Genomic DNA, 12546 nt, shown 5'->3' on the forward strand with positions numbered 1-12546 from the left:
TTACTGCCCGTTAAGGCTGGGATAAAACTCGCCAAATACAAGATTAATTGTTTTACCAACGAAAAGAGGCCGACTTTTAATTTGCCGGCTCTTCTCATTTCTATTCATTTTAAAAATTAATACGGTTTTGCTTCATGTCCCTTTTCTACAGCATCTTCAACGGCCTTGCCTCCATCCTTGTTACCAAGTGGTGTTTGACCTGCATCTTCCTGCATTGGGGCATTAGCCAATCCTTCTCTTAAACGACGGCCATATTCCTCATCCGCCTCTTCTGCAAGAGCAATCATTTTCTCTTGAATTCTCTTATCACATTTTGAAAGATCCCCTACAAGATTTGAAATTAATTCGTCCTTCTCCCATTGTTCAAACCTGCGGTATGTTTCACCAGCCTGCTTCGTATTGCTCTGTCTATCAATAGATTCACGGACTAATTTACCTTCAATTTGCGGAGTATATTCTTTTCCTTCTTGTTTCGCTTCTTCTAATCCACCTAAAATAGATGGCTCATAGTTAATATGAGGGTTTTGTCCAGGTGCACGGTCGACCTTATATTGCATCTGCCCTCCACTTTGATTAGTAGAAACCTTCTTCTTCGGAGCATTAATTGGCAATTGTAAATAATTTGCCCCTACACGATGCCTCTGTGTATCAGAATAAGAGAATGTTCGGCCTTGCAGCATTTTATCATCTGAGAATTCAAGACCATCAACAAGAACCCCTGTACCGAATGCCGCTTGCTCTACTTCTGTAAAATAGTCTTCAGGATTTCTATCTAATACCATTTTTCCGACTGGAATCCATGGGAACTGATCTTCTGGCCATAATTTCGTATCATCAAGCGGATCAAAGTCAAGTTCAGGATGCTCATCATCACTCATAATTTGAACAAAAAGCTCCCATTCTGGGTAATCGCCACGCTCAATTGCTTCATATAAATCCTGTGTTGCATGGTTGAAATTCTTCGCTTGAATTTCTTCCGCTTCTTTTTGTGTTAAATTTTTAATTCCCTGCTTCGGCTCCCAGTGATATTTTACAAGAACTGCTTCACCTTCACTGTTTACCCATTTATATGTGTTTACCCCAGAACCTTGCATTTGACGGTAGTTTGCCGGGATACCCCAAGGTGAGTAAACGAATGTTACCATATGAAATGTTTCCGGAGAACTCGCACAGAAATCAAAGAATCTCTCACTATCTTGAATATTCGTAATAGGATCTGGCTTAAATGCATGAATCATATCAGGGAATTTCATCGCATCACGAATAAAGAAAATTTTTAAGTTATTTCCGACTAAATCCCAGTTCCCATCCTCCGTATAGAACTTAACCGCAAATCCGCGCGGGTCGCGAAGTGTCTCTGGAGAATGTCCGCCGTGAATAACAGAGGAGAAACGAACGAACACCGGGGTGCGCTTTCTCTTCTCTTGGAATAATTTTGCACGTGTGTACTTAGAGATCGGCTCATCACCAGCTGTTCCATATGCTTCAAAATAACCATGCGCACCTGCACCACGTGCATGTACAACCCTTTCAGGTACACGTTCTCTATCAAAATGACTAATTTTCTCAATGAAGTTATAGTTTTCTAAAGTAGCAGGACCGCGATTTCCTACTGTTCTTAAATTTTGATTATTCGTAACCGGATGACCTTGTCTGTTCGTTAAAACATCCCCATTTTCAAGATTAGTCTGCTCATTCTTTTCAGTAGATTGATTTTTTCCCATTATGAATCCTCCTCAACATTAAATGAAAATAATTGATTCTCTTTTTGACCTACCCTATTTTTTTAGAAAATATTCTCCTAATTTAAAAGAATTTTAATTTTTTATTCTTTTTTTCAAAAAAGGTTTTCCCTCTCATTTAACGGGTATACAAGCTATGGACAAGTTACAAATAACAATATTCTTATTAGCCAAAGGAGGAAACAAAATGAATATCGATTGGAAAAAGAAACTTTTAGCGAGCGGAATGACTATTGCCTTAACAGTTGGTGCATTAGCTGGATGCGGTGATGGTGTCGATCAAGACAATGGTATTAGTGATGGAGAACAAAAAGATCAATTAGATAATGATAACAAGCAAACGAATGAAGATATAGAAAATGATATGCAAGACAGCACAGAAGACGCACAGAAGAAATTACAAGAAAATGGTATTGGGGATGGAGTAGATCAGGACAACGGTATTAGTGATGGAGAAAAGAAAGATGAACTAGATAATAAAAATCCAGAAGAATAATACTTCAAGGATGGGATGGGATAAAGATGAATGAATATAAAGCAAAAGGTAAGATTGACCAATTAAAAGGGGAAGCAAAAAAACAATGGGGAAAGCTAACAGACAATCATTCAAAAGAGGATGAAGGGAAATTTGATAAAGTAAAAGGTAAAGTAAAAGAAGGAATTGGAAAATTAGAAGATAAGCTTTCCTAATCATTTAAATATAATGAAAGAGTACAGAAATTCTATCTGTACTTTTTCGTTTATTAAAAAACTTATAGACAGAAATAGTCATTATTTTCGTGGAAAATGAGTAGAATCTTTTGTTATAGTAAAAGCCCTGGCATAAGGGGGAGTAAGATTCATTGAAATTATAAATAACTAGAAGGCTTTTCTACAAATACTAAATATCTTGAGGCTGTCGAAAGTTGTTCTACGTTAACCTTTGAAATATTGAAAGCGTTTTCGTTATAATGAAAATGGGTTGGATGGCATGCGTGGCTGTCAAAAGTATACGGCGTAGGCGGGGCCTATACTAAAGGGTTTTTCTTTAATATATGAATCTATTTACAATTTTATTCATTTCTATGTTTAAAAGATAGAAGCTGGGGAAAAATAATAATAAGAGTTTAAAAGAAAGGGAGAGAATACAAATGACTAAAAAAAATGGAGTATCATTATCTGATTTCATTAATAACGATCGCTTTGAATTAAACAGTTACCTTACATATCTATTCAATCAATTTCAGCATAATACTTCAGCTCAGCCAGAAAAGGAATTAACTAAACAATCAATTCAATATTAAAAAGCAGCATGGAAAGGATCGAAGACAATAATGGCATATTTCATAACGAGGACCTTGTTATTCTAAAAGAGAATAATAAGGTCCTTTGCTTTTTACTCTACTTCCATAAATAGGGGTTTATCAATTTTGAAGAAGGGTAAATAAAAGGAAAGAGTCCACTTATAAGGAGGAGATATAATGGACCGTCAGAAAAAAAGAGTTATAGGTGTTTATGACACAGAAGCTGAAGCTATTATAGCTATTGATGGACTTATAAAACAAGGATATGAATCAAAAGAAATTTGTGTAATTGGGAAAGATTTAAAACATGTTAATAAAGAAACAGATACAACAACTGAAGATCCTGCGACAACAGGAGCATTTACTGGAGGTACAATCGGTGGTGTAACAGGAATATTAGCCGGAGTTGGTGCTCTTACAATCCCGGGAATTGGTCCTATTATTGCTGCAGGTCCAATCGCTTCGGGATTAATAGGAGCTCTAGCAGGAGCTGGTATTGGGGGATTATGTGGAGCACTTGTAGACTCAGGGATCTCTGAAGATGATGCCGAACGCTATGGAAACTCTGTAAAAGAAGGGAAAATTCTCATTCTCGTTAATAGTAAAGATGACCATTTAAATAGAGATATTCGTGTTCTAGAAGAGGAAATTCCGACAGAAGCGGATATGACAGCTGTAAATGGAAATGAGAATAATACACCACATTACAACACATATAAAGATCGAAATCCATACATGCCCTCAAATGATTAAAAAAGAGACTGTTCCTAAAAAAGGATCAGTCTCTTTTTTAAAATAATGAAAGATTCATGATATATCTATGAACTATATTAACTTATCTTTGCATATATAACTATTTAACAATCTTTATTATATTTCTAGCATAATGAAAAAGGCTTCTCTAAGCCGAGAAATCAACTTTTGAGAAAGCCCTGCTCTTATGATCACTATTAGTATGAAGAATTCCCATGTTCATACTGCAATTCATCGGCAATATCAATTCGCTTATCACCCCGTTTATCGTCTGGTGGAGTAAGAAAGGATTTGTCTTCTTCCTGTATTACTGTTCCACTCTCAAACTCTTCTTGTGCTTTAAGAGTCCGTTTCGCATATGGCAGAACTTCAAGCCTTGAATAAGGAATTTCTTCTCCTGTATCTATACAAATACCGTACGTTCCCTTCTTTATTCTTTCTAATGCTTCCTCTACGTCTTCTAAAAGGTCTTTTGCATTATCATTTAACATCATTTCCTTTTCTCTCTCATCAAGCTCTGTCGCTGTATCAGCAAAGTGGTTATCATAAGCAGTTAGTTCCCCGTAATCTTCACGTAAAGACTTTTCATTAGTTTCTATCATATTGATAATCTCTTGTTTCTTTTCTAATAATTTTCTCTCAAAATGAATAAGATCTTGTTTTGATAACATTTTTCTTCCCCTCTTCTCAAGATATATTTTATGAAGCTTATAACTTATGTGCCTTATTGATTGAATGTTAAACGTTCGTTTATATTTATTTACCTCCTATTTAAAAATCCAAAACTAACAATTAAAATTTTTCATTTCATCGTTTACAAATTGAATACGGGGGTATTTAAATAGTAGAAATCATTATTAAATTTGAAAGGAGAGAAATTACATGGGCTTTCTTTGGTCTTTAATTATTGGAGGAATTATCGGATGGTTAGCTGGTCTAATTATCGGACGCGATATACCAGGAGGTGTAATCGGAAATATTATCGCCGGCTTTATCGGAGCGTGGCTTGGTTCTGCACTATTAGGTAATTGGGGTCCCGAAGTTGGAGACTTCTATATTATTCCGGCTCTTATTGGCGCGATTGCACTTGTCTTTATCGTAAGCTTAGTAATGAGAGGCATGAGAAAAAGAGCTTAACAAATAGCCTACTCGAATTTTATATTTAAAAAGGAAGGCTGTCTCAAAGAAAGAGTCAGATCCCACAAATCATCAGTTGTGAGATTAGACTATTTTGAGACAGCCTTTCTTCTTTGTATTTATATAATTAATAGAATATTACTTCTCAAATATCGTACCCTTTTTGAATTTGGAATCTTTAAATGCATATTTTGTCAGGAGGATATAGCTGATACCTGCTACAACAACTCCAATAATCCACGCAAGCTCTACTACTGTAAATGCCGCACCGGCACCGATCAGCATTGCAAGTATCGCAGCTGGATTATACCCTGCAAACGGACCATCTTCCGCATACAAATCTGCTACATTCACTTTTTGCTTTCTTAATATATAGTATTCAATTAATAAAATAGAAACGATTGGACCTAAAAATGCTGAATAGATAAGAATGAACATACCAAGACCTTTTGCTGAAGAATCTTGAACGAGCACCCATGGGAATGAACCTAATGCAAGCAATCCTGTTAGTACAACAGCAGGCTTGTATTTCATTTTTGTCAGCAATGTAATAACATATGTTGGTGGAACGATATTCGCAACCATGTTTACCGCAATCGCGCCTAGAACGATAAATGCCGATACTCCGACTGTAATGTAGGAATTATCTACAACTACTGCGAAAGCTTTCACTGGATTTGAAATACCAGTCGCTGAAGCTAGCATAGCACCAATTGTAAGAACGAAACCATACGCTATTAAAATAGGTGAAAAGTATAAAAAGCCGCGTTTCTTGTCACTGATACCTGTTTTGAGTTCTCGGGAATAATCCGCTGCACTTAAGAAGATAGCTGCATAATTCCCCATAAACATCATAATGAATGCAAAGAATGGCAAGCCCCATGATCCTTCTGCATGTAACCATTTTTCAGCAATAACCTCACTATGAGAGTTTAAAAGAACACCAAATACATAGATGAGTGCCAGCATAATAACGACAGAGGCAACTGTTTCTACCCATGCAATAGCATGGAATCCGTACATAGAAAGAACGATTTGAATAAGCTGAATCACGACAAAGCAAATGACAACATTATCGAAAGAACCACCTGTCACAACTTTAGCAATTTCGTTTAATGCCGTACCTCCAATCCAGCTTTGAAACCCATACCAGATGATAGCAGGAATACCACGTAACAGAGAAGATATAATTGACCCTTTTACCCCAAAGGACATTCTAAGCTGGACAACATAGGGGATTCCTGTTCTATAGCCAACCCTGTCATTTAAGGCGAATATAATAGAAATGATACCAATTGCGATGGCGGCGGCGGCAAATGTTTGAAAAAGATTTAGCGTCGCGACCCCCGCTACAACTAAGCTGGCCCCAAGTGTCATATTCCCTAGGTTAACACCATCTCCAATCCACATAAATGCATAAGCAATGGGACCTACTGTTCTTTCCTCTTCCCTTTTCGGATTCAATGATTCATCGACACCAGTAGAATGGTCAATTTGTATTTCCTTCTTCATGTTATCTTCCAAATTTGTAGACATTATAAATCAACTCCTTTTTATTTTTTGTTATATTTCTATTAATCTCTTTCAAGGACTATTCAAAGCTGCGATTGGATTTCCATCATTTTTCAAGTAACAGTGAAACATTTAGAAAAAGGAAATTTTCACTTCGTAATTGTCAGCCTCACCTCCCTCAAGTTACTTCATGAAACTATTCCTTATAATGAACTGTATGTACAAAGACGAAATAAATCATTTCAACACCCTGGATAGGAAGCGCTTACAAATTATAAAAAAGAAAAAATTACTGATACATAACAATAGCTTTCAAGACTCTTGATGAGCACTCAACCGCCATTATTTCCTCCTCCTCTTTTATAGACTACAATACTGAATTCAAAATTGTATACAATCTTTATATGCACTAGCTTACAATATATTCTCATAAAATACAACTATTATCTGAAAAGTAAATTTATTCTTAAAAATTATTTTTCAGATAATAAATAGATCGGTAAGAATTAATAAGAAAATAGATAAATAGAAGAGGAAAAGTTTAGCTTTTTCTTAAAACGGTTATAAATTCTATATGTTCTTTAAAAATATGCATACTATTTAAATTTTATAAAGGGAGTGTATAAAACATGGATATTAAAGATCGCCAAAAAAACGGACAACCACCCCAGCATCAGCAGGAACAGCCTGGAGTAGAATCAAAAATGGTACCGGATTCTCTTACAGAGAACCCTGAATATAAAGGAAGCGGGAAATTAAGAGGAAAGGTAGCCTTTATTACTGGAGGAGACAGTGGTATTGGAAAAGCAGTCGCTCTTGCTTATGCAAAAGAAGGAGCTGATGTTGCTATTGGTTATCTTGATGAGCAGGAAGATGCAGAACAAACAAAATTAGAAATAAGAGCACAAGGGGTCCAATGTCTTCTCCTCCCAGGAGATATCGGAGACGAGTCTTTCTGTCAGGAAGCAATTTCTAAAATTGTAGAAGAATTGGGTGGTTTAGACATTCTCGTTAACAATGCTGCAGAACAGCATCCACAGCAGAGCATTGAAGATATAAGTGCCGAGCAGCTTCAAAAAACATTCCGAACAAATATTTTTTCCATGTTCTATCTTACAAAGGCTGCATTAAAACATTTAAACGAAGGGAGTGCAATCATTAACACTACTTCTGTTACAGCCTACGAAGGAAATGAGCAGCTAATCGATTATTCTTGCACAAAAGGAGCTATCGTTGCTTTCACACGATCAATGGCTAAATCCCTTGTAAGTAAAGGTATTCGTGTAAATGCTGTTGCTCCGGGACCTATTTGGACTCCTTTAATTCCATCTACCTTCCCAGAGGAAAGTGTGGAAACTTTCGGAAAAGATACACCTATGAACAGACCTGGCCAGCCGGAGGAGTTAGCACCAGCTTATGTTCTACTTGCTTCTTCCGACTCTTCTTATATGACGGGACAAGTAATTCATATTAACGGTGGGAAGTTCGTTACAACATAAATAAAAAGAAGCGGATCACATACGATCCGCTTCTTTTTATTTCTCCTCTACTTCTAGTTCAGGCAATGCCCACACAGATACGCTTCCTCCATTTACAGGGAATACAGCAAAACCGTCTTCATCGATTGCAATATGCTCTTCTCTTGTATTTGTTAAATCTACCCATACTTCTCCTGCCCTTTCTTCTCCTACAAACATCCTCTTTTCTGCTTCCTCATTGTTAGAGATAATGACAGCACATCCGGAACCTTCTATCTCTTCGGTTCCCCTGCGTACCCAGCCGATTACATTCGGATCATCAAAATAATCGTCCTGCTCTCCATACGCCTTATGATAACGGGCATAAAGCAGAGGATCAATCGCCTCTTTTTTCCCTTCAACCGGCTCCTCTCCTCCAATACCAAAATAATCTCCATAAAAGACACATGGATATCCATCTTTTCTAAGTAAAATCAGAGAATAAGAAATCTGTTTAAACCAGTCCTCTACCCATGATTCAAGAGATTCATTCGGCTGTGAATCATGATTATCAACGAAAGTGACTGCATGAATCGGATTTACCTGAACGAGTGTATCATCAAAGATTGTTCTCAGATCATAATCGGAACCAACCTTTGATGCATCAAACAGTCGATAATGAAGGGCCACGTCAAATAAATTAAGATTATAATCTACATTTTCCAAAAACTCCTGGCAGGCAGCAATTTCCGGGTTCCAAAACTCCCCGACTACATAAAAATCATCGCCGCGCTGCTTCTTTACCTCTTCGATAAAATCTCTAATAAATTCATAGTCAATATGTTTAATAGCATCTAAACGATAGCCGTTGCAATCCGCATTTTCCGCTAGCCATTTACCCCATCTCATCATTTCCTCGCGTACTTCCGGATGTTTATAATCAATATTGGCAAACATTAAATAATCATAATTGCCGAATTCATTATCTACATTTTCATTCCATTCTTTATCATCTTCTACAATTTTAAAAATTCCCGTTTTATCGTCTTTATCGTCGTAATCTACCCCATTAAAATGTTCAGATTTCCATTTAAAAGAAGAATATTTATTATTTCGCTTTGGAAATGTAAACTTAGTCCATCCCTCAATTTCCACTTCTTCCGAAATTTCTTCGGTCCTGTCAAACTCATCTACTTCAATAGCTACAAGCTTTTCTGTCTCATCGGCCCCTGCTTTATGATTCATTACTACATCAAGATATACTTGGATGCCATGCTTATGACATATTTCTATCGCATCCAGCAGTTCTTTTTTTGTCCCGTATTTCGTACGGACAGCCCCTTTTTGATCAAACTCCCCAAGATCATACAAATCATATACTGCATATCCCGGATCTTCTAAGGAATGAGCCTTTGTTGCAGGTGGCAGCCAAACAGAATCAATCCCTCTTTTTTTCAATTCAGGTGCTAACTCCCCTAACCGTTTCCAATGCGTACCATCCGATTCTATATGCCACTCAAAAAATTGCATCATCGTATGATTTCTCTCCATCTTTCTTTACCCCCTTCTATATTACTGCTTATTAAATATTTAAATTAGCGAAACATGAGTTGTATTTCGGATGGGAACTTGCTTTAAATAAAAAAAATAGTATAAAACCCGTTCTGTGACGGATTTTATACTCATTCTGTTATGACACAGACTAGAAGACTAGTAATTTTAACTAGGGGGGAGCCTTCATACTATTTAATACCCGGTATAAAAAAGAATAAACATAAAAGATTAAAAATTATTATATATTCATTTTATCTTCCATCACCTGCTCCTTTCTTAATTTCCATAAACGGTATGTGTGATGGACAATGACCTTCATAACTGCATATACGGGAACTGCTAATATCAAACCTAGCATACCTCCTATACTTCCAGCAGTGAGTAATAAAGATATAATTGTAAGAGGATGAATTTCTAGCTTTCTTCCCATCACCTGGGGAGAAATGATATGTCCTTCTATTTGCTGAACGATAACCATGACAACGAGTACCTTTATAAGCATAATAGGAGAATCAAGTCCCGCAACTATTAAGGCCGGAGTAATTGCTATAATAGGTCCAAGAAATGGGATGACATTCGTACACATTGCCACAAGAGCAAGGATAATAGAATATTCAAGGCCAATGATTAAATATCCAATGAAAAGCATACCCCCTATACAAAGACTTACAGTAACTTGTCCTTTAATATAAGAGCTCAGTGCCTCATCAAGATCAGCTAATATTTTTCGTCCATTTTTCCTTTGAATCGGTGGTACGAATCGAAGTATTTGTTTTGGTGCCTTTTCTCCCTCTTTCAACATATAAAATAAAATAAGCGGAACAGTAATAAATACTGTAACAATATTTGTAATGATTCCGATAAAATCCATAATATTCTCTCCGAGGTGAGAAAAACTTAAAGATAACTGTTTTGAAAAAATATCATCAGCCTTCTTCATATCAATAGTTTTATTTTCTTCCAAAAATCGAATTTTCTCCCGAAAATCATTACTCTTTGTTTGAACTGTCTCGATAAAACCTGGAGTATTATCAATCAAACTATTTATTTGCTTCTGCAAAATTGGTCCAACAAAATAGATTAATAGGCCAAGAATGAGAGCGAATATTAAATATATTAATAAAATAGACAGTGATCGCGGTATACTCTTTCTCTCAAGAAAATTCACAAGAGGGCGAAACAAATAGTATAGTACACCGGCAATTAGGAAAGGGAAAAACAAAGTTTTAACTAAAGCAATGACAGGGTGAAAGACAAAATTTATTTTTGTCCCAACTAAAATAATAAGAAAAGCAAGTAAAATTCCGTAACCAACACGGAAAGCTTTTGTGTGCGGCATAATTCTACACCTCCTTCTGATACTTTTAATGCAGCTTACAAAATTCCCGAGAATAGACGGGCAAATGACTCTTTAGACCTTTCAATCATTCCTTTTTTATAAAATTCAACAGGACGAATCCTGTTTGAATCTCTTAAATCTTCCTCATAATGATCCACCAAATCTTTGACCGAATTAGTGCCCAAAAGAAATAGATTTACCTCAAAATTAAGATGGAAACTCCGCATATCCATATTAGCTGTACCAATGGATGCAAACTCACCATCAATAATAATTATTTTCTGATGCAAAAATCCTTTTTCATAGGAGTAAATCTCAATACCAGAGCGCAACAGTTCCAGAAAATATGATTGTGATGCATATTGTGTAAGGAAACCGTCATTCTTTTTAGGAACCATAACACGGACTTCAATTCCTTTTTGGGCAGCGACTCTAAGCGCTGTGCGAATGGACTGATTTGGAATGAAGTATGGCGACGCTATCCAAATAGATTTTTTAGCACAGGTGATTAATGTGTAATAGTAATCACTCATATCTCTTGTTTCAGGACCAGTAGCAACTACGTGCACCATTCCATCCTTCTCTGCCGGTTTTGGTCTCTTCACATAACGTTCATCTTCTAACAGCATCTCTCCGTAAATATATTTCCAATCGAGCAAAAATACTAAATGTAACGTTTGGACAGCTTCTCCCTTAAGAACAACATGGGTATCACGCCAGAATCCTATCTTCTTATTCTTTCCAAGATATTCAACTCCGACATTTAATCCACCAACAAATCCAATTTCTCCATCAATAATAATAATTTTTCGATGATTTCTAAAATTAAATTTTTGATTAAAAAAACCGCTTTTAATAGGTAAAAACGGACATACTTTAACCCCTGCTCTTTCCATTTCTTTTATATCTAATGAGGAGATAGAAATACTTCCTACAGCATCATAAATAAAGCGGACTTCCACTCCTTCTTTCGCCTTAGCGATTAATATATTCATTATTTCTTTCCCCAAACGATCGCTTCGAAAAGTATAGTATTCTATATGGATAAATTCCTTTGCTTCCCTCAGTCTTTTCTTTATTTCCGAAAAAGTTTCTTCTCCATTTTTCAAAACCTTCGTGCTCGTATTCGTATCCATAGTCGTGGTAGTACTCTTTTCTAAGTAATGTGCAAAACAGCGCTGATGCTCATCCAAATCGGAAAGATCCACTTTTTCTCTTTTTCTATTTAAAGTTTCTAATAGTTCACGATCACCAATACGCTTACTTCTGAACAAATATCCTTTTAAAAACAATTGACCGGAATACAAATAAAAAACATATCCCAATACTGGAATAAACACTAAAACATAAATCCACAAAAGCGTATTTGGAGCAGACCGATTCTCTAATATTAGTGAGAATAATGTAGTTAAAATAATGATTCCATAACAGATAATACACACTTTCTTCCATGATGGAGGAATAGATGTGAAAAATACGAAATAACATAATAAAATAAGTACTGGGACAAATATAAATTCTATTCTCCTCTTTTTCATTATCATGCTCCCCTTAAAAGATAGATTTATTAGTTAGAAGAAAAACTATTTCACTAGATAAAATACCCTTTCCTTTAGCATCGTAATCTCTATTCCAGAAAAATAATGTTTCATTTTAATAAGAAAAGTCTATTACATATATAAGTAACAATTAATATTTTTACCGAAATTTGCCCAATCAATTTGCTGAAAGTCCGCTCATATATTTATCCCAGCCTTAACGAGCAGTAA

General features: G+C 35.9%; 12 protein-coding genes. 6 read left to right on the forward strand and 6 right to left on the reverse strand.

The window, feature by feature from the left end; genetic code table 11:
* Positions 1-116: 116 nt before the first annotated feature.
* Positions 117-1724: a catalase gene (locus BFA01S_RS18020; protein ID WP_066233978.1), complete on the reverse strand. Its 1608-nt coding sequence runs from the start codon at positions 1722-1724 to the stop codon at positions 117-119.
* Positions 1725-1929: 205 nt separating this feature from the next.
* On the opposite strand from BFA01S_RS18020, the gene BFA01S_RS18025 reads away from it, so the two are divergent.
* From BFA01S_RS18025 to BFA01S_RS18035, 4 genes are all read left to right on the forward strand, one after another.
* Positions 1930-2238: a hypothetical protein gene (locus BFA01S_RS18025; protein WP_066233985.1), complete on the forward strand. Its 309-nt coding sequence runs from the start codon at positions 1930-1932 to the stop codon at positions 2236-2238.
* A gap of 26 nt (positions 2239-2264) precedes the next feature.
* On the forward strand, positions 2265-2432 hold the full coding sequence (locus BFA01S_RS18030; RefSeq protein ID WP_066233988.1) for a CsbD family protein: 168 nt from the start codon (positions 2265-2267) through the stop codon (positions 2430-2432).
* Positions 2433-2872: 440 nt separating this feature from the next.
* Positions 2873-3025, forward strand: coding sequence for a hypothetical protein (locus tag BFA01S_RS22935; RefSeq protein ID WP_169800504.1), 153 nt, complete (start codon positions 2873-2875; stop codon positions 3023-3025).
* Between the two features lie 177 nt (positions 3026-3202).
* Entirely contained in the window at positions 3203-3778 is a 576-nt protein-coding gene (locus BFA01S_RS18035) for a general stress protein (protein WP_082800068.1), read from the forward strand.
* A 197-nt stretch (positions 3779-3975) separates the two neighbouring features.
* On the opposite strand, the gene BFA01S_RS18040 is transcribed toward BFA01S_RS18035, so the two are convergent.
* Positions 3976-4449, reverse strand: coding sequence for a TraR/DksA C4-type zinc finger protein (locus BFA01S_RS18040; RefSeq protein ID WP_066233990.1), 474 nt, complete (start codon positions 4447-4449; stop codon positions 3976-3978).
* A 211-nt stretch (positions 4450-4660) separates the two neighbouring features.
* On the opposite strand from BFA01S_RS18040, the gene BFA01S_RS18045 reads away from it, so the two are divergent.
* Entirely contained in the window at positions 4661-4915 is a 255-nt protein-coding gene (locus tag BFA01S_RS18045) for a GlsB/YeaQ/YmgE family stress response membrane protein (protein WP_066233993.1), read from the forward strand.
* Between the two features lie 138 nt (positions 4916-5053).
* On the opposite strand, the gene BFA01S_RS18050 is transcribed toward BFA01S_RS18045, so the two are convergent.
* On the reverse strand, positions 5054-6451 hold the full coding sequence (locus BFA01S_RS18050; protein ID WP_066233996.1) for an NCS1 family transporter: 1398 nt from the start codon (positions 6449-6451) through the stop codon (positions 5054-5056).
* A 605-nt stretch (positions 6452-7056) separates the two neighbouring features.
* Here BFA01S_RS18050 and BFA01S_RS18055 point away from each other — a divergent pair.
* Positions 7057-7926 (forward strand): SDR family oxidoreductase, encoded by an 870-nt coding sequence (locus BFA01S_RS18055; protein ID WP_066233999.1) that lies wholly within the window; start codon positions 7057-7059, stop codon positions 7924-7926.
* A gap of 36 nt (positions 7927-7962) precedes the next feature.
* Here BFA01S_RS18055 and BFA01S_RS18060 read toward each other — a convergent pair whose 3' ends face one another.
* The 3 genes from BFA01S_RS18060 to cls all read right to left on the reverse strand — a co-directional run bounded on the left by BFA01S_RS18060 (position 7963) and on the right by cls (position 12315).
* A complete protein-coding gene (locus tag BFA01S_RS18060) occupies positions 7963-9435 on the reverse strand; it encodes an alpha-amylase (RefSeq protein WP_066234002.1) in 1473 nt (490 codons plus the stop codon).
* A 241-nt stretch (positions 9436-9676) separates the two neighbouring features.
* Complete coding sequence (locus BFA01S_RS18065; protein WP_066234004.1) at positions 9677-10777, reverse strand: AI-2E family transporter; 1101 nt, start codon at positions 10775-10777, stop codon at positions 9677-9679.
* Between the two features lie 35 nt (positions 10778-10812).
* Positions 10813-12315: a cardiolipin synthase gene (cls, locus tag BFA01S_RS18070; protein ID WP_066234007.1), complete on the reverse strand. Its 1503-nt coding sequence runs from the start codon at positions 12313-12315 to the stop codon at positions 10813-10815.
* Between the last annotated feature and the right edge of the window lie 231 nt (positions 12316-12546).

The organism is Metabacillus fastidiosus NBRC 101226 (assembly GCF_001591625.1).
Classification (GTDB): domain Bacteria; phylum Bacillota; class Bacilli; order Bacillales; family Bacillaceae; genus Metabacillus; species Metabacillus fastidiosus.